Origin of the sequence: Fructobacillus pseudoficulneus, assembly GCF_900108455.1 — a bacterium.
GTDB lineage: Bacteria > Bacillota > Bacilli > Lactobacillales > Lactobacillaceae > Fructobacillus > Fructobacillus pseudoficulneus.
The window spans coordinates 151,369-173,170 of the sequence record NZ_FNWS01000001.1 but is presented as its reverse complement, the minus strand read 5'-3'; the positions used below and the strand labels follow the sequence as shown (position 1 = coordinate 173,170).

The window sequence follows — 21,802 nt, the reverse complement described above, 5'->3', positions numbered from 1 at the left end:
TGATAAATTCTTTGTGAAAGAGGGGTTTGCTATGCAATCTCGGAAAAAAAATTGGCGTAAAAATACCTTAACGGTTGCCGTCTTTATTCTCTCGGTTGGACTGCAAGTCTTTGGACTAAATTACTTCTTAATTCCCAACGATATTTTTTCTGTTGGAATTAATGGTATTTCTCAGTTACTTTCTTTATTAGTCTTTAATATCTGGCATTTTCGGATTCCAACTGGACTCTTTTTCTTAATCTTTAACATTCCAATTGGAATCATGGGCTGGAAGATGATTGGTGGTAAGTTCACCATTGTTTCCTTCATCAACGCGGTGGTCGTTTCCTTCATGTTGATTTTCGTGCCCGTGCACCCATTTACAACTCAGCCACTCTTAGCTTCGCTCTTTGGTGGGCTCTTGGTTGGGGCTTCTGTTGGTGTTGCTTTGCGTTATGGTTTTTCAACGGGTGGCTTTGACATCATTTCGATGGTAGTTCAAAAGCGAACGGGGAAGTCAATCGGTGCATTTAACAATGCAGTCAACTTTGTGATTGTTTTGATTGCCGGTTCCTTTATTGGTTGGCAAAATGCCCTTTATACCCTAATTGGGATTTACGCTACTGGTCGGGTAATTGATGCGATTTATACTGGTTACCAGAAGTTAACGGCGATGATTGTGACGACCAAGGGTCCCGAGGTGATCGACGCCTTGCACCGTGACTTAATTCGGGGAATTACAATTTTGCCATCTGAGGGGGCTTATACTAAGCGTGAGTCAACGACTTTGATGATGGTTATCTCGCGGTTTGAACTCTTTGAAATGCAAGAAACGGTCCGTCATGAAGACCCCAAAGCCTTCATCAATTTCTTGTCGACGGTTTCAGTTGCTGGTGAGTTCTGGGATGCTGACCGTCAGCTTCAAATGAAGAAATCAATGGCGCCAAAGGCTATTACGATTGATGCGCAACTGGAAGCAGAACAGCAGTTGGCAGACCAATTGAATCAATTAAAAGATGAGGATTAATTCCTCATTTTTTTCTTATTTAATGTTCGGATTTTTCTATTGCTTAATGAGAAAAAACCGGGTACAATGGTGAATAACAATTTAACAGAAATTTACAGATATATCGCTGGAAAATGGCCAGCAGTCTCTACCACGCCCCAAAAGTCGTGACTATCCGTGAGTGCCAACTAAAGTATTTTTAGGGAGCATTTTGCGGAGCTGTGTGGCTGCAAAATGCTCTTTTTTTGCCTATATCTGCAGGATGGTGAGGAGAATCATGGCAGAATTTAATATTAAAAATAAGTTCGTCCCAATGGGTTTGACATTTGATGACATGAAAATGGCAGACACGAAGCATGACGAAGTATCAGTTGATGCTGTTTCTTTAGAAACGGAGTTGACACCCACCTTAAAGCTGAAGATTCCTTTGCTATCAGCCGCAATGGACACGGTTACGGAAGCGAACTTTGCCATTACCTTGGCTCAGTTTGGTGGACTTGGTGTGATTCACAAGAACATGACGATTGCTGATCAGGCAGCGGAAGTTGCTAAGGTCAAGGCAGCTGCCGTTGATTTGGCTAAGTTTCCCAATTCAGCCACTGATGCACAGGGGCGTTTGATTGTCGCTGGTGCCGTTGGGGTAACTAATGACACGGTTGATCGGGCTGCTGCCATGGTGAATGCCGGTGCCGATGCGATTATCTTGGATTCTGCTCATGGACAGTCAGAAGGGGTTTTGCGTAAGGTTCGCGAAGTTAAAGACGCCTTCCCTGACGTCAACATTATTGCTGGAAACATCGCTACTGAAGGCGCAGCATCTGACTTATATGATGCTGGTGCTGACGTGGTTAAGGTTGGAATTGGTCCTGGATCAATTTGTACTACTCGAGTGGTTGCCGGAATTGGTGTGCCACAATTGTCAGCCATTCGTGATGCTGCGAAGGAAGCTAAGCGCCGCGGTAAGGCAATTATTGCCGATGGTGGAGCCAAGACACCTGATGACATCATGAAGGCAATTGCCATGGGTGGTAATGCCGTTATGCTTGGTTCAATGTTCTCAGGAACCAAGGAAACTCCCGGTGAAGTCTTTGAAGACAACGGTCAGAAGTTTAAGTTCTACCGCGGTATGGGTTCAATTGCTGCCATGGAAAATGGGTCAAAGGACCGTTACTTCCAAGGTGAAGTGAATGAAGCCAAGAAGATGGTACCAGAAGGTATCGAAGCCCGCGTGGCTTATAAGGGAACTTTGGCTGATATCTTGTTGCCAATTTTGGATCATTTGAAGAATGAAATGGCCGAAGCCGGCGTCAAGAATGTTCAAGAAGCCATTGACCAAGCTGATAATGTTCAAAGAACAACGACTGTCTTTGATTACCAAGCTTCTTTGTAAGCAGTAAGTAGTATTTAAAACTGATTGAGATAAAAGATTGATTGGGAGAAATGATGACTGATACAAACGTACAACACGGCTTGGGTTACGATGAAACATTGTTGGTTCCAGCCGCTTCAAATGTCTTGCCACATATGGTGGATTTGAAGACTAGTCTTGGTGATTTAGCCTTGAATAACCCATTAGCTGGGGCAACTTTGAACCCTGACGCTAACGCTACTGACCTTGTTTTAGCGATTGCTCAATCTGGTGGACTTGGTTTAGTGGCTGCCAGTGAAAAGATTGCTGACCAGGTTGCCGCCGTGGAAGCAGTGAAGCAATCTGCGGTTGATTTGGACAAGAACCCACAGACTTTGACTGATGCCGCTGGTCGCTACGCCCTTGGGGCTGAAATCTGGTTGACTGCTGATGTGAAGGAACGCGCTTTGGCCTTGGTTGATGCCGGTGTGGCTGCCTTGTTCTTGTATTTGAATGGCGACTTTAACGATGAAGCTGCTGCTCAAATTAAGGACCTCAAAGCTGCTGTCCCAACAGTTGCCTTAGCTGTTGGAACGGTTGAAGACCCAGCAGTTGCCGAAAAGTTGTATGACCTTGGCGTTGATGCCGTAATTGCTGGTCGTTCAATTAATTCAAAGCAAGCCGATGACATTCACTTTCCATTCTTGACGACTGTTATGGGTGTTGCTGCTGTTGCTACGCCATTGCAAAAGGCGGTGGTTGCTCAAGGCGGCATTCACTATTCTGGTGACGTGGTCAAGGCTTTGGCTGCCGGTGCCGATTTGGTGATGGTATCCGATTATTTGGTGAAAGAAGAAGTCCCAGCCGATGCTGTTTTCCAAATTGATGGTGGATTACGGGCCGGAATGGGGTATACTGGTTCACATACGGTACTTGATTTAAAAGAGAAAGCACAGTTTGTCCAAATCACGGATAATGGCTTGAAAGAATCACACCCACACGATGTGGAAATTACCAAAAAAGCACCAAACTACGTTGAACAAGAAAGAGACTAAGCCATGACCACAGGTAATGACAAAATCTTAGTATTGGACTACGGGTCACAATACAATCAATTGATTACTCGGCGTGTCCGAGAACTCGGAGTTTTCTCCGAATTGAAGTCATCAAAGATGACGATTGACGAAATTAAGGCATACAATCCAAAGGGAATTATTCTTTCTGGTGGACCAAAGTCAGTTTATGACGATGATGCTTACTCAATTGACCCTGAAGTGTTCAAGTTGGGAATCCCTGTCTTGGGTGTTTGTTATGGGATGCAGCTGATGGCCCAACACTTGGGTGGTAAGGTTGAAGCCAACCCTGGAAACGGTGAATTTGGTCAGACTGTTATCAAGCAAACTGCCCCTTCAAAGCTCTTTGCTGGTACACCAGAAGAGCAAGTTGTCTTGATGTCACACTCTGACAACGTAACGAAGTTGCCCGACAACTTTGTTGTTGCTGCTGGTTCTGAAAAGACACCAATTGCAGCAATTGCCAATGATGATGATCGTTTGTACGGCGTGCAATTCCACTCTGAAACGACTTTGTCAGAGCACGGAAAAGAAATTATTAAGAACTTTGTTATCAACATTGCTGGAGCAGATGCTTCTTGGACAATGGCTGGTTTCATTGATGAACAAATTGAAAAAATTCGCGCCGAAGTTGGTGACAAGAAGATCTTGCTTGGTTTGTCAGGTGGGGTTGACTCATCTGTCGTTGGTGTCTTGTTGCAAAAGGCAATTGGCGACCAATTGACTTGTATCTTTGTCGACCACGGTTTGTTGCGGAAGAATGAAGCCCAACAAGTGATGGACATGTTGGGTGGCAAGTTTGGTTTGCACATCATCAAGGTTGACGCCCAGGATCGTTTCTTGTCAAAGCTTGCCGGTGTTACTGATCCAGAACAAAAGCGTAAGATTATCGGTAACGAATTTATCGAAGTCTTTAACGATGAAGCCATCAAGTTGAAGGACGTTGACTTCTTGGCTCAGGGTACTTTGTACACTGATGTGATTGAATCAGGAACCGACACGGCCCAAACAATCAAGTCACACCACAACGTTGGTGGTTTGCCTGAAGAAATGAACTTTACCTTGATTGAACCTTTGAACAAGTTGTTCAAGGACGAAGTTCGTGCCTTGGGTGAAGAGTTGCAAATGGACCATGAGTTGGTCTGGCGTCAACCATTCCCAGGACCAGGTCTTGGAATTCGCATCATGGGTGAAATCACGGAAGACCGCTTGAAGACGGTCCGTGAATCAGATTTCATCTTGCGTGACGAAATCGCCAAGGCTGGTTTGGAAGGCGATGTTTGGCAGTACTTTACTGTTTTGACGAACAACAAGTCTGTTGGTGTGATGGGTGACTACCGTACTTACGAGTACACTGTCGCTGTCCGTGCCATTACCTCAGTGGATGGAATGACAGCTGACTTTGCCCGCTTGCCATGGGATGTTTTGCAAAAGGTTTCTTCACGAATCGTTAACGAAGTGGACCACATTAACCGCGTCGTCTACGACATTACGGCTAAGCCACCGGCAACGGTTGAATGGGAATAAGTTGATAGGGCTTTTCTAGTGAAGTAAAAAACACTGAATATTATGATTTAAACCCCGAAATTTGGATAAAACCAAGTTTCGGGGTTTTCTTATGTTCAAATAATTTTAAGTCAGCGGTTTGTTTTGTTAGACAAAATGGTCTAATTTGTCTAGACTAATTGAAAACTATAAGGACAACTATTGACCTTTTGTTCGGGAATTGTTCGGTTTTAGAAAACTCAGCAGCAAAATGTACAAAAATACTTGAATATTCATTTAATATAAGTGATAATTTAGTTGTTACGGACAAGTTAATTAGGTTTTTGCCCAGTTACTTAATCGTCAACAAACAATCAGCAGTTGCACTATTATCGTATCGTCGTAAAGAGGAGTGAAAGAACGCATCATGCAAAATAGCGCTATGAAGAAGATCATTGCAGCAGTTGTTGTGCTAGTGGTCGTAATTGGGGGATTCTTTGTCTTTACCGGATCAAAGCATTCAAACTCATCGACCGACTCATCAAGCAGTAGCAAGATGTCTATGAAGGAATTGAACATTCAGTTTGTTCCTTCATCACAGGCTGATACTATTTTGGCCAAGGCAAAGCCATTGGAAGACTTGTTGAGCAAGCAATTGGGAATCCCAGTGCACGTTTCAATTTCAACGGATTACAACACCGTGATTGAAGCGATGGGATCAAAGAAGGTGGACATGGGATTCTTGCCACCTGATGGTTATGTAACAGCCCACAAGCAGTATGGGGCAAAGGTTATCTTGCAATCTACTCGTTTGGGTATGAAGGATGATAACACAGGTGCTAACACTGATAAGTTAGTAAATAGCTACAAGTCAATGGTTCTTGTACGCGCAGATTCATCAATCAAGTCAATCAAGGACTTGAAGGGAAAGAAGATTGCCGTTCAAGGAGCAACTTCATCAGCCGGATATATCTATCCAACTGTTGAATTGTACAAGAAGGGTGTCAACGTCGTGAAGGATTCAACCCTTGTTCAGGTTAAGGGTCACGACCAAGGTGTCATGTCAGTATTAAACGGTGACACTGATGCAGCCTTTATCTTCGATGACGCACGTAACGTGGTCAAGAAGGATCAACCTGATGTATTTAAGAACACACGTGTTCTTTACTACACCAAGGGTATTCCAAACGATACAATTACTTTGCGTAAGGGTATCTCAAGTTCTGATTCAGACAAGATCAAGGCAGCCATCATCGCAGTTTCAAAGACTGATGCAGGAAAGAAAGTCTTTAACGATGTTTATTCATGGGCCGGTGTAACCGACTCAAAGGATTCAAACTTTGATGATATTCGTGATTACGATAGCACAATGGCAAAGATTAAGTAATCTAGCCATGCTATAACAGAAATCGCCGCCATCTTGTGATGGTGGCGATTTTTACATAATGGAATAATTTTAAATTAGGAACAAGAAGAGGATTTGTACATGTCAAAGCAGGGCACGATTAAAGTGGAAGGCGTTTCGAAGGTTTATCCAAACGGCGTCGTTGGATTAGATAATATTAACCTCGAAATCGAGTCCGGTGAGTTTGTAGTGGTAGTTGGGCTTTCCGGTGCCGGAAAGTCAACGTTGTTACGAGCAATGAACCGACTCCACGATGTCACATCGGGTAACATTTTAATCGATGGTGAAGACATCACCAAGGCTTCAGGTAAGGAATTACGCACGTTGCGCCGCAATATTGCGATGATTTTCCAAAACTATAACCTAGTGAAGCGTTCAACAGTGGCACGAAATGTTTTGTCTGGTCGAGTAGGTTACTATTCAACCTGGCAGTCAACGCTTGGTTTGTTTAGCAAGGAAGACCAGGAACGGGCAGCCAAAAGTCTGGAGCGGGTGAACTTGTTGGACAAGTATTATACGCGTGCCCGTGATTTATCGGGTGGTCAGCAACAACGTGTCGGAATCGCCCGTGCCTTGATGCAAGAACCAAAGGTCTTTTTGGCTGATGAACCAGTGTCTGGTTTGGATCCAAAAACGACCAAGGTGGTCATGGATGACTTGAAGCGTTTGAATGAAGAAGATGGCTTGACCGTCGTCGCTAACCTGCACTCAATGGAACTGGCAATGGACTATGCCACTCGGATTGTTGGTTTGAAAGCCGGTAAGCTGGTTTATGACAAGCCAATCTCTGAAGTCAATTTGGACGACTTTAAAGACATTTATGCGGAAGTTGGTGACCAATGATGCCAAATTTGCCAAAGCGTAGTGCATTAAAGGAATGGCACGTTATCGGCTTTGCCCTCTTTTTGCTCTTTATTATCTTAATGATGTTATCTGGTCAGAAGACCGGTGTTGGCCAGAACTTTTCTTGGGATCAGTTCTTTGACCTTTGGATTAAGATGTCTAATCCTGACTGGAGTTACCTACCAGCTATCCTGAATCCAATTGCGCAAACCATACAAATGGCCCTTGTTGGGACTTTGATTGGTGGGGTAGCCGCGATTCCGGTCGCTCTGTTAGCTGCTAGCAACATTGTGAAAAGTAAAATTGTCCGCGGCCTTGTTCGTTTTGTGATGAATTTGACGCGGTCATTGCCAGAAATGCTGCTGGCCGCTTTGTTTGTCGCAGTGGTGGGAATTGGTGCCTTTTCGGGGGTCTGTGCCTTAGCAGTCTTCTCCTTTGGAATGGTCTTCAAGCTCCTTTATGAAGCGATTGAGACGATTGACGAAGGACCGATTGACGCCATGCGGGCCGCTGGTGCTAATAGTATCCAGGTGATTGCCTTTGCCGTCTTTCCACAGGTCTTTAACCAATTCTTGAGTTTCTTCTTATACACCCTTGAAATCAACGTTCGTGCCTCGACTGTGCTTGGTTACTTAGGTGCCGGAGGTATTGGTCTGTATTTGAATACAACATTGGAATTGTTCCGCTACGACCGGACAGCCGTTGTGATTTTGTCTATTTTGGTGGTGGTCGTGATTGTTGATACAATTTCAAATCAACTACGGGAGGCACTGGCATAATGATTAAGAAAAAAAGTTTATGGCAGCAATCTCAACCTTGGGTGATTACCATTGTTGTCGTAGGAATCTTCCTTTGGGGATTTTCTGGTATTCCATTGAATGGAATCAAGTCAACGGCTGGTCAAGTTTTGGGATCAATTTTAAATGGTTTATTCCACCCAGATTGGTCCTATGTGTATTCAGGTGATGGCGAAGATTTGATTACGGCTTTGCTTGAAACCTTGGCAATTGCTTTTTTGGGAACATTTATCTCAGCAATCTTAGCCGTTCCGCTTGCCTTTTGGGCTGCTAAGACGACACGGAAGTTCTTTTCACCAAAGTCAGCAACTGGTAAGTTGCTCTTAACAGTTATCCGTGTTTTCCCAGAATTAGTTTTGGCCATCATGTTTACCAAGGCGGTTGGTCCTGGTGCCTATGCCGGTGTCTTAGCCCTTGGCTTTCACTCGGTTGGAATGATGGGAAAGCTTTTCTCTGAAGCGATTGAAAACATTGATCGCGGGCCAAATGAGGCCATTGCTGCTGCCGGCGGTTCTGCCTTAGATGGTTTGACGATGGCCACTTTCCCAGCGGTTTTGCCAGAGTTTATGAACTACACGTTGTACCGCTTTGAAATTTCGGTTCGATCAGCATCAATTCTTGGAATTGTTGGTGCTGGTGGGGTCGGAGCGCCATTGATTTTTGCGCTCTCGACGCGTTCATGGCCACGAGTCGGCATTATCCTCATTGGAATTGTCGTGATGGTGACGGCCATTGATTTCATCTCAGGGCAAATTCGTAAGCGTTTAGTTTAATGATCAAGTGAGGGTGGTGTGCATAGCATGCCACCTTTTCACTATCATTTGTTAAGTAAGGAAGCCAAATGAAAACAACAATCTTATCAACATCAGATGTCCATGGTTATTTTTTAGCAGATGATTTTCGCCGGCCGCTGCAAGATTTGGGTTTTGGCCTGGCCAAAGCTGCCACGGTTATTCGTCGCGAACGAGAAAAGGCTGGTGACGGTGAACTGGTGATTACAATTGAAAATGGCGACTTTATCCAGGGCTCTCCGCTGACGAATTACATTGAAAAAGTCGTACCCGATGAGGCTGTGTTATACAACGAACTGGCCGAAGCGGTCGGCTATGATGTCCGCATCCTTGGTAATCACGAATTCAATTATGGGCGGGATTATCTTGAAAAGGTTTTTGCCGGCAATCAAACACTGTTAAATGCGAATATCGTGGATGAAAAAACAAAACAACCATTTATTGGTCAACCCTACCGTATTTTTGAGAAAAATGGTGAACGGGTTGCTGTCATTGGTGTGACGACGCAATACATTCCTCACTGGGAAAAGCCGGCAAACATTCCGGGGTTGAACTTTTTAGACCCGGTCACTGTCGTCCGTGATTTAGTTGCGCATTTGCAGGGGAAAGTGAATCAAATTGTCGTTGCTTATCATGGTGGTTTTAACCGTGATTTAGCCACGGGTGAGGCGATTGAGCCTATCACTACTGAAAATCAGGGGACTGATTTATTAGCCATCGATGGGGTCGATGCCTTGGTTACGGGGCACCAGCACCGGACATTGGCGGACCTAGTCGCTGGCAAACCAACCACTCAGCCCGGTTATCGAGGCGACCATGTTGGCCGAATCATTTTGGATGAAGACGGCAAAAATGAAGCAGCTGTTTTGCCAACGGCAGCCGCCGCTGAAGACAGTGAAATCAGTCGAATCGTGAAGCCAATGTATGAACGGGTCAACGCCTGGTTAGACAAGCCGGTTGGTCATGTTGGGACAAATATGCGGATTACCGATCATTTTCAGGCACGCTTATATGGCCATTCCTTTACCGAGCTAGTGAATCAGGTTCAGATGGCTGCGACTGGGGCATCGATTTCAGCAAACGCGATTTTTAATGATGAAATGCGGGGGCTCGATGATGTGGTAACGGTCCGTGATGTGATGACCAATTACATTTATCCGAACACTTTGGTGGTGGAAAAGCTAACTGGTGCGCAGTTGTTAGAGGCACTGGAAAATAATGCCGCTTATTTCGATGTCAAAGATGGCCAACCTGCTGTTAATGACAAGTATCTTTTTCCAAAGACGGAACACTACAATGATGATATTTGGAGTGGGGTTTCTTACACGCTTGATTTGAGAAAGCAACAGGGAAGCCGGATTCAAGACGTCCAAGTGGCCGGTGAGCCATTAGACTTAACGGCTGAATACGAAGTCGTGATCAATAATTACCGTGCTGGTGGGGCGGGAAATGCTGCCTTCAGTCATGACAAAATTGTTCGTGAAGTCCAAACGGACGTGGCCGAGTTGATTGCTAACTATTTGCTGGCACACCCTCAAATTCAGATTGACCAGCCAAAGAATGTAAAGGTACTGGTTTCATGATTTGTGATAGAATATGACACAGATTGAGAAAAACGTGGATGGAGAGTAAATCAATGTTGAATAAAATTGCTAATCACAAGGGTCTTTGGATTACGGTTGTTGTGCTGGTGATAGTAATCGCTGGTATGGCGACGGTGGGTTATCAAAGCAGCCAATACCCAAAGAATCCCACTGGAACCTATGTTTTAACCCGCCAAGATGGTAGTGCGAATAACGTGACGCAACACATGAAGTTTACTAGCAACAAGAAGGTTGTCGTAACGGCCGATGGGACCAAGGATAGTCAGACTGGTACTTACAAAATGACGAGCACTAAGAAGGGTACCTTTAAGGTGACACTGGGTTCCGATACCATGGACGGCTCATTTGATAGCACTCACAAAAATATTATTTTAATAGACCCAAAGACCAACATCCCAGTTGTCTTTAACAGTAGCAAGAAACTTAAGGCTGCTGATCAAATATCGGGGTCATTTGACTACACCGACCCCAACATGACTGGAGCGGGGGGAATTAAGGTTACCTTTTCTGGGAATGATGTTGGCTTTACTGTCCAAAATACACTGATTGGCTCAAGTAACTATGCCATTCGGGACAACAAAGTCTACGTAACTGGCTTTGGTGTTTTGAAGATTAAAGACCAACAAGGCCTCACGCCTGACGGAACCACCTTTGCCAAGGTTTAATATGATGTATTCGAGCTGAACTGACGTTCAGCTCTTTTTTTGCAAAGAAAAAGCCGCTAAAACTTTGTTTTAACGACTTTTGTTAATATTTGAAAGATGACGATTACTGCAATGGAACGTCTTGAACCCAGCCTTCAGGTCCTTTTTCGTCGCCGTATTGGATACCAATCAGGCGGTCATAAAGGGCTTGGGTCTTTGGACCAACCTCAGTTTCAGAGAAGAAGACATGCTTGTTTCCCTCATGAGTAATTGAGCCAACGGGTGAAATGACAGCGGCCGTACCCATGGCACCGGCTTCTGCAAATTGGTCCAAATCATGGATGGAAATGGCTTCTTCAACGGGGTTCATGCCCATTTCTTCAGCCAAAGCCAAAAGTGAGTATTTTGTGACAGAAGGTAAAATAGAAGGTGATTTTGGCGTCTTGAACTGTCCTTCTTTGGTAATTCCAAAGAAGTTAGCGAAACCAAGTTCCTCGATAAACTCGTGTTCGCGTGGGTCCAAGTAAACGACGTCGGAATAGCCGGCCTTATGGGCGTTATCACCAGGGAGCATTGAGGCAGCATAGTTTCCACCAACCTTGGCTTGACCAGTTCCACCATGAGCGGCCCGGTCAAATTCCGAAGTAACAAAGGCAGTTGGTGCCAAACCACCTGGATAATAGGCGCCAACGGGCATGGCAAAGATTGTAAAGAGGAAGTCATGGCCCGGATGGACACCGATTTCAGGTGAAGTTGAAATCAACAATGGTCGCAAATAAAGTGATCCACCTGATTCGTAAGGAGGAATAAAGTCTTGGTTGGCCTTGACGACTTCCTTGACTGCCTTCACAAATTCGTCTTCGGGGAATGGCGCCATCAGCAAGCGCTCAGCAGAGTTATGCATTCGATGGGCATTGCGGTCAGGGCGGAAGATGTTCACACCACCGTCCTTGCGGCGGTAGGCCTTCAATCCTTCAAAAACTTCTTGCCCATAGTGAAGGACAACGGCTGATTCACTCAATTGCACAGTTGAGTCCGTTGTCAATTCGCCTGGTTGCCACTGGCCATCATGATATTCAGCCTTATAGCGATAGGGCAAATCATGATAGGCAAAGCCTAGGTTATTAAAGTCGAGGTCTTCTTTTTTTGTTTTGGTCATCATCAAATTCCTTCTTTCACTTATTTGTTAATTATTATATTAGAATAAAATGAGAAAAAGTCAAGGGGATTATCATTCTTTTATTGAAATCGGATTTTTGGCCAATATGATAAAATAGGGAAAAGTTAAAAACAGTTTAGATATTGAGGATGCAGTTATGGTCAATTATCCAAAGGGCGTTCACGGCGAAGCCGGCCCAATCCAAAATCAAATCAAAACGGGTAAAACGACGCAAAAAGGTTTGTTATTTGGCCGAAGAGGGATGGGCTTAGAAAGTGAAATTAATGAAGCCAATGAATATTACTTGGCCAATCACTTGGCAGTTATCTATAAAAAACCAACCCCGGTGACCATCGTCAACGTTGATTATCCGGCCCGGTCGGCGGCTAAAATTACAGAAGCCTACTTTCAAAAACCGTCAACGACCGATTACAATGGCGTTTATCAAGGACGGTACCTGGACTTTGATGCCAAGGAAACCAAAAATAAGACGACTTTTCCGATGAAAAACTTTCATGAACATCAAGTTCACCACTTAGCAAACATTGTGGCTCAGGGTGGGGTTGGCTTTGTCTTGATTAAGTTTACGGTTTTAAACGAAACTTACTTATATCCAGCACCGGAATTGGTGCGTGACTGGCAAAGGTTAGGAGGACATAAGTCCCTATCCTATCAGGTGATTGTAGCGGAGGGGTATCCAGTTTCGCCCTCCTTAACACCTAGTTTGGATTACTTGACGGCCGTTGATGCCTACTTAGCAGATTTAACGACTGGAAAACGCATCGGTCAGCCAAGTGATGATGTTAGAAGGCAAAAAGGAAGGCTTTAATCATGAGCCGGATTTGGTTTACGGGCTATCGGACTTATGAATTAGGAGTTTTTAAAGAAAAAGATCCTAAGGTTGAGGTTCTAAAGTACGCCTTAAAAAAAACAATGATTGAACAAATCGAGCAGGGCCTGCAATGGGTCATCACAGGTGGTCAACTTGGCGTTGAAACTTGGACGGCAGAGGTGGCACTGGATCTGAAGGCTGATTATCCGAAATTACAGGTGGCAATGCTCTTACCCTTTGGCCACTTTGGCTCTCAGTGGCAAGAGGCAAGCCAGACACGGTTGGCCGAGTTAAAACAAAAGGTTGATTTCTGTGCCGAGGTCCACCGTGAAGACTATCAAGGACCCTTTCAATTGCGCCAGTACCAAGACTTTTTACTTGGCCATACTGATGGTGCCGTGATGTTTTATGACTTGGATTATCAAGGCAAATCACAGTACGATTACCAAGCTATCCAGCTTTTACGTGAGAAGTCGCCGTACCCACTGGAGTTAGTGGGGATGGATGATTTGCAAGAATTTGCGAATGACTACCAGGAAAATCAAACTAATTAAGAACATATTTTGACTGAAAATAAAAAAATTAACGTCAGTTTAATCTTAGCCGGTTACAGTAATGTTACTAGCATGACTACTTAGTTTGCTATTACCAGTTGTTACTGGTATGATTAGCTTAATTCAAAGAATTCAAAGGAGTTTTCTTGTGGCACAAGTGAAATATACTCAAAAAGACATTTATAACCGCGTTTTCAAAGAAAAGCGCGTTGGTAAGGGATATGACCCAGAAGATGTTGATGGTTTCTTGGATGACATCATCGCTGATTATGGTGTCTTCTCAAAGCGGATTGAAGAATTGCAAAGCCAAGTTGGTCAGTTGCAAAATGCTTTGAAGCAGGCACAAGAAGAATTGTCAGCTGAAGCACCAGTTCGTCAAGCTGAACCAGTATCGACACCAGCTCCAACACCGGTTGCCCCAGTGGTCGAAGAACCAGCGACACCAACTAACTTGGACTTGATTAAGCGCGTTGCTAACTTGGAACGGGCCGTTTTCGGAACTGAAAATAACGCCAATAACTAAGACAATTTTTATCAGTAAATTTTAGCAGAACGTGCTAGAATACTAATGGTAGATACTGAGTAATTGCGCATGATATTTCTCATGTGAGGAAGGTCCATGCTCGCACACTCTGCGATGGGTGTAGTGTTTGTGCTGGGATAAAGAATAAACCCAGGGGTAACGAAAGTTACTACGGCAACTGAAATGGCTACGGCTTTGCTATGCCAAAATAGGTGTGAAAGTGCCATAGAAACGTATTCTTAGGCGAAAGCTTAAGGCTTGAGACGAGGTAAACCCCACAAGCGGGCAACCCAAACTTTGGTAGGGGCGGCTAACCTAGTGAACTGAAACGATGGTTGGTATGGCGGTAACGCTTAGATAGATGATTACTGAAGGTACTTGATCCCTGTTAAGTACTGGAACAAAACATGGCCTACAGGTATCTACTGCAGGGAGTCCACACTTGTGTGGGCTTTTTTTTATGGTCATTTATTGGTAAAATGGATATTGCTGTTTGGAGAAGCTCCAAAAGAGAAAGATTAAAATTGGTGAGGCCGAATCATTTGGCATCATTACTAAATATTTACTAGATATAAAATAAGTAACGGTCAAACCGTTATGAAGGACAAAATTCATGGTGACAAAATTGATTAAAAAAGCTTTGACCTGGGGGACACTGTTGGCCTTGGTGCTCCCGCTATTATTAATAACGGCTTTTTCATTTAAAAGCAGTGTTACTGCGGCTGAAACGGATCCGGCTTTGGAACGGATTCAAAAGAAGGGAACGTTAACTGTTGGTCTGTCAGCCGACTACGCTCCCTATGAATTCCATAGCCAGATTAATGGTAAAGACCAAATTGTTGGTTTTGATGTTTCTTTGGCTAAGGCCGTTGCCAAAAAGTTAGGTGTTAAGCTCGAGATTCAAGATATGGGCTTTGATGCCTTGCTTGGTGCTTTGAAGACCGGGAAAATCGATATGATTGCTTCTGGCTTTTCTGACACGCCGGAGCGGGAATCACAGGTTGATTTTTCCCACGTCTACTTACGGTCACCGCAAACCATGTTGGTTTTGAAGACCAATGAAAGTAAGTACCGTAGTGGTGATTTATCGGCATTTTCTGGGCAAAAAATTGGGGCACAGACTCAAACGATACAAGAAGATGCAGCTAAGTCAATCCCGGGTGCTATGGTCGTTTCGCTACAAAAGTACCCTAATTTGATTTCACAACTGTCACAAGGGGTCGTGGCCGGCGTTGTTGCCGAAAAGACGATTGCACAGGCCTATGCCGACCAGAATTCAAAATTTGCCGTGGTGACACCTAAGTTTTCGTCTAACTCGACTGGAACGTCTTCAATTGCCGTGTCAAAAAACTCACCAGCCTTAGTGGCCCAAATTAATTCGGTGATTGACAAGGTGACAACCAACGGCCAGTTTGATGGTTGGAAGAAGCAGGCACAAAAGCAGATGTTTGCTTCTAAAGACAAGAGCTACTGGCAAAAGTATGGCCACTACTTTATTGAAGGAACCTGGATTACTTTGGCTTTGGCCGTGATTGGGGTCTTGATTGGAACAACTTTGGGGACTGTCTTTGCCCTCTTGAAGTTATCTTCTGCCTTCCTGTTGCGGGCGGTTGGAAACATTTACGTTGAATATGTTCGGGGCACGCCACTGTTGGTGCAGGCCTTTATGGTCTTCTTTGGAACGCAGGCCATGGGCTTGCATTTGTCCGCCTTTGTAGCGGGCTCATTGGCCATGGGCTTGAATTCAGCTGCCTACGTGGCTGAAATTATCCGTTCTGGAATTGAATCAGTTGATAGGGGACAAATGGAAGCGGCCCGGTCGCTTGGAATGTCGAATGGTCGGGCAATGCGTCTGGTTATTTTGCCGCAAGCGGTTCGGACAATTTTGCCAGCCTTGGGAAATGAATTTGTCTCCGTCATCAAGGAGGGATCGGTGATCTCGGTCATTGGTGTTGGGGAATTGATGTATGAAACAGGGGTCGTTCAGGGGGCTTCCTTTGAACCATTTATGCCTTTGTTCATCGCTTCAATGATTTACTTTGTTTTGACCTTTACAATTTCACGGGCCTTGGGCTTTGTGGAACGGCGGATGGCTCGTTAATTATTTGTATTGAAAAAGCGTCACTACTAGTCGTTGCTAGTGGTGGCGCTTTTATGTTGTCGTCAATTGTCAAAGAAAAAGGAGCTGACTAGCAGCTTCGTGGTCTTAACCTTCAAATTTAACGCGGACACCTTCAGGAATTGGGAAGTCTTTTTGGACAAGGGTCAATTCACCGGTCTCAGTATCGCGGCTAAAGACGGAAACGTTGTCAGTCTTTTGGTTAGCGACGACCAAGAACTTTTCTTCAGGGTCAAAGTTCATATCACGAGGGAATGAACCTTCTGTTGAAATTGTTTGAATTAATTCGATTTCAGCACCGAGGTTTGATGTTTGGTAAACCGAAACGGAATCATGTCCCCGGTTTGAGGTATAGATGAACCGGCCATCACTTGATAGGCGGATAGCAGCGGCACCGTTGTGTTCGTCCCAATCCGTTGGAATCGTTGAGATGGTCATCACGTGGGCAAATGTACCATCTTCAGCGCTGTACTTCAGCACGGAAAGCAGTGATGAAAGTTCACCCAGCACGTAAGCATACTGACCATCCGGTGAAAAGCGGAGGTGGCGAGGGCCAAAGCCGTCTTCTGCCTTGTAACGGGCAACATCAGTCAAGAGACCTTCGTCATCAATGTCTAAAGTGATGACTTCGTCGGTTCCGAGGTCGACAACCACCAAACGGTTATCTGGTGTTAAGTTAACGTAGTGAACGTGGGAACTGTCTTGTTCGGGACGGGGACCAGAACCGCTGTTATGCCAAGTGTCTTTTAATGTGAGCGCACCATCTTCGTGCATACTGTAAATTTCAACAGTACCGCGGTGGTAGTAGCCAGCAAAGACAAAATGACGGTCTTCATCGATTGCGATATAGGCGGGTGATGACCCTTCGGTTAAATAAACACCAATTTCATCCATTGGCCGAGTAGCGTTATCCAAGGCAACGACGCCACCTTGGTCGCCACGCTTTTCAACGGCGTAAACATTGTTAGCCGCAGAAATAGCGAGGTAAGTGGGGCTGGTTCCTTCGAAGACGACTTTAGGATCGGCGAGTTGTCCTGTGGCCGAATCAAAATTAGCTTCATAAATACCCTTTGAACTTTGGCGGGTGTAAGTACCAAATAGTACGCGATGAACGGTCATGTTCAAATCACTCCTTTATTTAAATTCTAATCAGGGTCATTGTAGCACATTTTGCCAAGGGCCTCGAATGACTACGGTAGGAATTACTTGCGGGAAATGGCCTGATTTGTTGTGCCAGAACCTTTTTAAAGCCGGCCTATGGTAAAATAAGAAGAATTAATCTTTTGTGATAAAAGGAGCAGTTATGTCTGAAAAAAATAAAACGAAGACAAGCGGACTAAGTTCGACAAGGGGGCTAAAGGCGCTCACGGCCATTGTCCTGGTCTTGCTGATTATTTGGCTTGGCTACCAAGTTCGCTTTATTTTTGGTCCAATTGAGTCATTTGTGGCAGCTGTTGGTGCCCCCATTATCATTGCTGGTGTCTTTTACTACATGCTCAATCCGTTGGTGACGGCCGTTGAAAAGCGCTTGAACTGGAAGCGTAATTACGTTGTTTTGGGCGTTTTGGTAATTTTCATTGCCTTGTTGGCTTTGGCCATCTTCTTACTAGGCCGGGTGGTGACGTTGCAAGTGACGGAATTACTCAAGCACTGGCCAAGTTATTTGAAAGAAGGGCAGAACTGGATTAGCGATACTTTTAAGGGTGATCAGTATGATCAATTGCGCAATGTCTTGGTCACTTCGAACGACCAAATTAACCATGCGGCCATTACTTGGGTGCAGTCGCACCTTGGTGCTGGTATTTCCAGTGTGGGCCAAATCGCCGCTGGTTTGAGTGAAGCAGGGGTCGTTTTGGTTTCGACTCCTTTCATCCTTTACTACCTTCTAGTCGATGGTGGTCGGTTACCACACTTCATTATTGATAAGCTGCCACCAAAGGCACGACCATCAACCAAGAGATTGTTAGCAGAACTTTCTGGCCAGATTTCGAAATATATCCGGGGGCAACTTGGGGTAGCAACCTCTGTGATGCTGATGTTTGCCATTGGTTATACGATTATTGGCTTGCCATCTGGTATTTTGTTGGCCTTGTTGGCTGGGGTTTTGAACTTGATTCCTTACCTGGGTTCATTTTTGGCCCAAGTTCCAGTCTTTGCCGTGGCCTTTGTTACCGGTGGGGTGAAGATGGCCCTTTTGGCAGCCATTGTCTTGGTAATTGAGCAACCACTGGAAGGACATGTGATTACACCAAAGATTTTGGGGGATGCCTTAGACATTCATCCAGTGACAGTCATTGTTGTCTTGTTGGCTGCTGGTAAGATTTTTGGTTTACTTGGCTTTATCCTGGCGGTGCCTGGCTATGCTGTGTTGAAGGTTTTGGTCGTGCACCTCTATACTTGGTGGCGGACCAATTCCAAGTTATTTAAAGAAGAATTAGGAGAAAAAGAATGACGAACCACGTTGTACTTTTTGAACCCGTGATGCCCGCTAACACCGGTAACATCGCTCGAACTACAGCTGGAACGAATGCTGTTTTACATTTAATTGAACCTTTGGGTTTTGAAATTTCAGATAAGACGGTTAAGCGCGCTGGCTTGGATTATTGGGACCATGTTGACTTGGTGATGCACAAGTCATTGCCAGACTTTTTGGCAACCTTAAAGCCAACCGATCAGCTGTATTTGGTGTCAAAGTTTGCCAATCAAGACTATACTGACCCAAATTATGCCGACGAAAGTGGCGACCATTATTTCTTGTTTGGAAAAGAAACGACTGGTTTGCCTGAAGTCTTCATGCGGCAAAACCCAGAAAAGGCTATCCGAATTCCACAAAATGATGACCATATCCGGTCACTGAACCTGTCAAATACGGTTGCCATTGTTCTGTATGAAGCCTTGCGCCAGCAGGACTTTGCTCATTTGGATAAGATTCATACCTATGAGCAGGATAAATTAAAATAATTTTTTGAAAAAAGGGTTGTCAGATTTCGTCTTCCTTGCTATACTAATATAGTTGTTTGAGCGAGAGTTCTTGCAACAACTGACCATGGCTCGTTGGTCAAGTGGCTAAGACGCTGCCCTTTCACGGCGGAATCGAGAGTTCGATTCTCTCACGAGCTACTAAAAAAGTCGCAACTTCGGTTGCGGCTTTTTTGTTGTCTGGAAAAGGATTCGACAAGGGTAGAGCGCCCGGCAGGACTGTGCTAAGATAGATAAAGTAGACTAGACTTTTAGGTCCTTTTACTGGCCTAAATTAAGGAGAGGACAATGGCAAAACAAGCAAAACGCCGTAGTCAAAAAAAGCAGGCTAGCCGGGCATCGACCGCTGGCCAAATTGTTGGTTTGTTAGCAATTATCTTACTTTCGATTTTTGCGATTTTTAAGATTGGTTTGTTTGGAATTTATTTGGCAGATATTGTCCGTTTCTTCTTTGGCAATCTTTACCAAATCACGCTCTTGCCTCTGATTGCCTGGGCGGCAATCTATTTGGTGATGGACAAAACCTACCCAATTAAGGCCCATGTGTATTTTGGGGTGGCAATGCTGTACTTGGCGACGGTTTTGCTGTCTTCGATGCTCTTTTTCACACAAAATGAGCTACCCGGCGGCGGTTATGGTACCCAAGTGATTCGCTTAATCGCGCAAGATTTAACGAATCAGTCAAGCTCAACGCCGGTTGGGGCCGGAATGCTGGGCGCTTTGCTTTACCAGCTGACCTTCACGCTCTTATCAAATGTGGGTGTGACAATCATCATTGTCGTCTTGTACATCGCTGGTGTAATTGTGACCTTCCGAGTGCCTGCTCGTGATATGGCGCAAAAGGGGATTACCAAGGCCCATGAGAACTTTAATGAGTTTCAGGTCGAACAAGCAAAAAAGCGTGATCAGCGGCAATTATTAGCACAAAAAGAACAGCAGGATTTGACTGACTTTGGCGATCACCCATTTGGACTCAGTAAGACTGAGCCAACTGCGGCTAACCCAAGTGACGATCCATTCTTTGGTGATCCGGCCAACAATTTGGCCGAAGACGGCACTGATTTGCCCGTGGAAGAAGCAACTAACCTGGGCGCTGACCCGGTTGAGCCAACGATTAACTGGCAGGCCCCAACGCCAGTTCCACCGGTACCGAGCGTTCGGAAGGGTAACGATGACGTTGAACTCAACCACGATTCAGTTTCTGATGATGATTATCGCTTACCGGGAACGGATTTGCTGACGAAGACGACGCCAACGGACCAATCCAAGGAAGCACAAAGCTTAAACGCTAAATCGCGTTTGGTTCATGATACTTTGCAGTCCTTTGGCGTGGATGCCACGGTTTCTTCGGTTTCCCTTGGGCCTACAGTGACTCAGTATGAGTTGAAGCCGGGTCAGGGTGTTAAGGTCAATCGAATTGCTAATTTGGCGGACGACCTAGCCTTAGCCTTGGCAGCGAAGTCGATTCGAATTGAGGCGCCAATTCCAGGGAAGCCTTACGTTGGAATCGAAGTGCCAAACGATACCCAGGCTGTGGTCGGCTTCCGTTCGATGATTGAACAGTCGGATACCCGGTCACAAGACCTACTAACGGTGCCATTGGGGCGCGATGTGACTGGTAACATTGTTTCGGTCGACCTTTCGGCCATGCCGCACTTGTTGATTGCCGGTTCGACTGGATCAGGAAAGTCGGTTGGATTAAACGGAATTATTGTTTCGCTGTTGTTGAAGGCTAAGCCATCTGAAGTCAAATTGATGATGGTTGACCCTAAGGTTGTGGAACTATCAATCTACAATGGGATTCCACATTTGTTGACGCCAGTGGTGTCTGACCCCCGCAAGGCAGCTAAGTCCTTGCAAAAGCTGGTAGACGAGATGGAAAACCGTTATGATTTGCTCGCCCAATTTGGTAAGCGAAACATTGGTGAGTACAACGATGCAGTCGAGGAAAACAACGCCCATGCCAAGGAAACGGGCAATGCCGTCATGACAAAGCTGCCTTACATTGTGGCGATTGTCGATGAGTTTGCCGATTTGATGGCGACGGTCGGTTCTGAAATTGAAGTTTCGATTGCTCGCTTGGGAGCGAAGGCCCGGGCTGCCGGAATTCACATGATTCTGGCAACTCAGCGGCCGGATGTGAAGGTGATTAACGGGACGATTAAGTCGAATATTCCGGGACGAATTGCCTTCCGGACGGCTTCTGGAATTGATTCACGGACGATTTTGGACTCAAACGGGGCTGAAACCTTGCTTGGTCGGGGTGATATGATTTTCGCCCCACCAGGAAAGCCTCACAAGCGTTTGCAGGGCGCCTTCATCTCCAATGCCGACGTGACGGCGGTGGTTGACTTTGTTAAGAGTCAGCAGGATGCTGCTTACGATGACCAAATGACCGTTACGGACGAAGAAATCGCTCAAGATGATGCCGGCGCCAATGGTGGCGATTCAGATGATGAACTCTTTGGCGAGGCACTCGACTTTGTGATTGACCAGCAAAAGGCATCGACATCGCTTTTGCAACGGCGCTTCCGGATTGGTTATAACCGGGCAGCCCGGTTGGTTGATGACCTAGAAAACGCGGGTTATATTGGCCCGGCGGATGGTGCGCGACCACGTCAAGTGAACGTGACGAAAAAACCAGAAGAATAAAAAAACACA

The 21,802-nt window shown here is 45.2% G+C and carries 19 protein-coding genes, 1 tRNA gene, 1 other RNA gene and 1 riboswitch; of the genes, 19 read left to right on the top strand and 2 right to left on the bottom strand.

Annotated elements, in window-relative coordinates; all coding sequences use genetic code 11:
• Positions 1-31 precede the first annotated feature (31 nt).
• From BLW39_RS00825 to BLW39_RS00780, 10 genes are all read left to right on the top strand, one after another.
• The gene (locus BLW39_RS00825) at positions 32-1,006 is read left to right on the top strand and encodes a YitT family protein (RefSeq protein ID WP_059375701.1); all 975 of its coding nucleotides are present in this window, start codon (positions 32-34) and stop codon (positions 1,004-1,006) included.
• A gap of 76 nt (positions 1,007-1,082) precedes the next feature.
• Positions 1,083-1,179, top strand: a riboswitch (purine riboswitch).
• Positions 1,180-1,262: 83 nt separating this feature from the next.
• Positions 1,263-2,375 (top strand): IMP dehydrogenase, encoded by a 1,113-nt coding sequence (gene guaB / locus BLW39_RS00820; protein ID WP_114666308.1) that lies wholly within the window; start codon positions 1,263-1,265, stop codon positions 2,373-2,375.
• Between the two features lie 53 nt (positions 2,376-2,428).
• Positions 2,429-3,388, top strand: a complete 960-nt coding sequence (locus tag BLW39_RS00815) for an IMP dehydrogenase (RefSeq protein WP_059375686.1) — start codon at positions 2,429-2,431, stop codon at positions 3,386-3,388.
• Between the two features lie 3 nt (positions 3,389-3,391).
• The gene (guaA, locus tag BLW39_RS00810; RefSeq protein ID WP_059375676.1) at positions 3,392-4,933 is read left to right on the top strand and encodes a glutamine-hydrolyzing GMP synthase; all 1,542 of its coding nucleotides are present in this window, start codon (positions 3,392-3,394) and stop codon (positions 4,931-4,933) included.
• 400 nt (positions 4,934-5,333) lie between these two features.
• Positions 5,334-6,278, top strand: a complete 945-nt coding sequence (locus BLW39_RS00805) for a phosphate/phosphite/phosphonate ABC transporter substrate-binding protein (RefSeq protein ID WP_059375718.1) — start codon at positions 5,334-5,336, stop codon at positions 6,276-6,278.
• A gap of 99 nt (positions 6,279-6,377) precedes the next feature.
• Positions 6,378-7,139 carry a phosphonate ABC transporter ATP-binding protein gene (gene phnC, locus BLW39_RS00800; RefSeq protein WP_059375673.1) on the top strand — a complete coding sequence of 254 codons (762 nt, stop codon included), beginning with the start codon at positions 6,378-6,380 and terminating at the stop codon, positions 7,137-7,139.
• Entirely contained in the window at positions 7,136-7,918 is a 783-nt protein-coding gene (gene phnE / locus BLW39_RS00795; protein ID WP_114666307.1) for a phosphonate ABC transporter, permease protein PhnE, read from the top strand. Before phnC ends, phnE (BLW39_RS00795) begins: the two co-directional genes overlap by 4 nt.
• Positions 7,915-8,709 (top strand): phosphonate ABC transporter, permease protein PhnE, encoded by a 795-nt coding sequence (gene phnE / locus BLW39_RS00790; protein ID WP_059375668.1) that lies wholly within the window; start codon positions 7,915-7,917, stop codon positions 8,707-8,709. Before phnE (BLW39_RS00795) ends, phnE (BLW39_RS00790) begins: the two co-directional genes overlap by 4 nt.
• A 68-nt stretch (positions 8,710-8,777) precedes the next feature.
• Entirely contained in the window at positions 8,778-10,310 is a 1,533-nt protein-coding gene (locus BLW39_RS00785; RefSeq protein WP_074717660.1) for a bifunctional metallophosphatase/5'-nucleotidase, read from the top strand.
• 53 nt (positions 10,311-10,363) lie between these two features.
• On the top strand, positions 10,364-10,996 hold the full coding sequence (locus tag BLW39_RS00780; RefSeq protein ID WP_059375650.1) for a hypothetical protein: 633 nt from the start codon (positions 10,364-10,366) through the stop codon (positions 10,994-10,996).
• A gap of 103 nt (positions 10,997-11,099) precedes the next feature.
• Here BLW39_RS00780 and BLW39_RS00775 read toward each other — a convergent pair whose 3' ends face one another.
• Positions 11,100-12,137 carry a branched-chain amino acid aminotransferase gene (locus tag BLW39_RS00775; protein WP_322788000.1) on the bottom strand — a complete coding sequence of 346 codons (1,038 nt, stop codon included), beginning with the start codon at positions 12,135-12,137 and terminating at the stop codon, positions 11,100-11,102.
• Positions 12,138-12,291: 154 nt separating this feature from the next.
• Here BLW39_RS00775 and recU point away from each other — a divergent pair, with 154 nt between their 5' ends.
• The 5 genes from recU to BLW39_RS00750 all read left to right on the top strand — a co-directional run bounded on the left by recU (position 12,292) and on the right by BLW39_RS00750 (position 16,144).
• Positions 12,292-12,963 (top strand): Holliday junction resolvase RecU, encoded by a 672-nt coding sequence (recU, locus tag BLW39_RS00770; RefSeq protein ID WP_059375647.1) that lies wholly within the window; start codon positions 12,292-12,294, stop codon positions 12,961-12,963.
• 2 nt (positions 12,964-12,965) lie between these two features.
• Positions 12,966-13,520, top strand: a complete 555-nt coding sequence (locus tag BLW39_RS00765) for an SLOG family protein (RefSeq protein ID WP_059375644.1) — start codon at positions 12,966-12,968, stop codon at positions 13,518-13,520.
• A 148-nt stretch (positions 13,521-13,668) separates the two neighbouring features.
• Complete coding sequence (gene gpsB / locus BLW39_RS00760) at positions 13,669-14,043, top strand: cell division regulator GpsB (RefSeq protein ID WP_059375641.1); 375 nt, start codon at positions 13,669-13,671, stop codon at positions 14,041-14,043.
• A 51-nt stretch (positions 14,044-14,094) separates the two neighbouring features.
• Positions 14,095-14,463: RNase P RNA component class B (rnpB, locus tag BLW39_RS00755), an RNA gene on the top strand.
• 193 nt (positions 14,464-14,656) lie between these two features.
• Positions 14,657-16,144, top strand: a complete 1,488-nt coding sequence (locus tag BLW39_RS00750; protein WP_059375638.1) for an ABC transporter substrate-binding protein/permease — start codon at positions 14,657-14,659, stop codon at positions 16,142-16,144.
• A 105-nt stretch (positions 16,145-16,249) separates the two neighbouring features.
• Here BLW39_RS00750 and BLW39_RS00745 read toward each other — a convergent pair whose 3' ends face one another.
• On the bottom strand, positions 16,250-17,281 hold the full coding sequence (locus tag BLW39_RS00745; RefSeq protein ID WP_059375635.1) for a lactonase family protein: 1,032 nt from the start codon (positions 17,279-17,281) through the stop codon (positions 16,250-16,252).
• Positions 17,282-17,465: 184 nt separating this feature from the next.
• Between BLW39_RS00745 and BLW39_RS00740 the strand changes: the two genes are divergently transcribed.
• The 4 genes from BLW39_RS00740 to BLW39_RS00725 all read left to right on the top strand — a co-directional run bounded on the left by BLW39_RS00740 (position 17,466) and on the right by BLW39_RS00725 (position 21,793).
• Entirely contained in the window at positions 17,466-18,614 is a 1,149-nt protein-coding gene (locus tag BLW39_RS00740) for an AI-2E family transporter (protein WP_059375632.1), read from the top strand.
• On the top strand, positions 18,611-19,123 hold the full coding sequence (locus BLW39_RS00735) for a tRNA (cytidine(34)-2'-O)-methyltransferase (RefSeq protein WP_059375629.1): 513 nt from the start codon (positions 18,611-18,613) through the stop codon (positions 19,121-19,123). The genes BLW39_RS00740 and BLW39_RS00735 overlap by 4 nt, the downstream gene beginning before the upstream one ends.
• A gap of 87 nt (positions 19,124-19,210) precedes the next feature.
• A tRNA-Glu gene (locus BLW39_RS00730) sits at positions 19,211-19,282 on the top strand.
• Between the two features lie 147 nt (positions 19,283-19,429).
• Positions 19,430-21,793: an FtsK/SpoIIIE family DNA translocase gene (locus BLW39_RS00725; protein ID WP_059375619.1), complete on the top strand. Its 2,364-nt coding sequence runs from the start codon at positions 19,430-19,432 to the stop codon at positions 21,791-21,793.
• Positions 21,794-21,802: the final 9 nt, after the last annotated feature.

Coding starts and splice junctions, on each gene's coding strand:
- BLW39_RS00825 (WP_059375701.1), top strand. CDS start 32: ATGCAATCTCGGAAAAAAAATTGGCGTAAAAATACCTTAACGGTTGCC.
- guaB (WP_114666308.1), top strand. CDS start 1,263: ATGGCAGAATTTAATATTAAAAATAAGTTCGTCCCAATGGGTTTGACA.
- BLW39_RS00815 (WP_059375686.1), top strand. CDS start 2,429: ATGACTGATACAAACGTACAACACGGCTTGGGTTACGATGAAACATTG.
- guaA (WP_059375676.1), top strand. CDS start 3,392: ATGACCACAGGTAATGACAAAATCTTAGTATTGGACTACGGGTCACAA.
- BLW39_RS00805 (WP_059375718.1), top strand. CDS start 5,334: ATGAAGAAGATCATTGCAGCAGTTGTTGTGCTAGTGGTCGTAATTGGG.
- phnC (WP_059375673.1), top strand. CDS start 6,378: ATGTCAAAGCAGGGCACGATTAAAGTGGAAGGCGTTTCGAAGGTTTAT.
- phnE (WP_114666307.1), top strand. CDS start 7,136: ATGATGCCAAATTTGCCAAAGCGTAGTGCATTAAAGGAATGGCACGTT.
- BLW39_RS00785 (WP_074717660.1), top strand. CDS start 8,778: ATGAAAACAACAATCTTATCAACATCAGATGTCCATGGTTATTTTTTA.
- BLW39_RS00780 (WP_059375650.1), top strand. CDS start 10,364: ATGTTGAATAAAATTGCTAATCACAAGGGTCTTTGGATTACGGTTGTT.
- BLW39_RS00775 (WP_322788000.1), bottom strand. CDS start 12,137: ATGATGACCAAAACAAAAAAAGAAGACCTCGACTTTAATAACCTAGGC.
- recU (WP_059375647.1), top strand. CDS start 12,292: ATGGTCAATTATCCAAAGGGCGTTCACGGCGAAGCCGGCCCAATCCAA.
- BLW39_RS00765 (WP_059375644.1), top strand. CDS start 12,966: ATGAGCCGGATTTGGTTTACGGGCTATCGGACTTATGAATTAGGAGTT.
- BLW39_RS00750 (WP_059375638.1), top strand. CDS start 14,657: ATGGTGACAAAATTGATTAAAAAAGCTTTGACCTGGGGGACACTGTTG.
- BLW39_RS00745 (WP_059375635.1), bottom strand. CDS start 17,281: ATGACCGTTCATCGCGTACTATTTGGTACTTACACCCGCCAAAGTTCA.
- BLW39_RS00740 (WP_059375632.1), top strand. CDS start 17,466: ATGTCTGAAAAAAATAAAACGAAGACAAGCGGACTAAGTTCGACAAGG.
- BLW39_RS00735 (WP_059375629.1), top strand. CDS start 18,611: ATGACGAACCACGTTGTACTTTTTGAACCCGTGATGCCCGCTAACACC.
- BLW39_RS00725 (WP_059375619.1), top strand. CDS start 19,430: ATGGCAAAACAAGCAAAACGCCGTAGTCAAAAAAAGCAGGCTAGCCGG.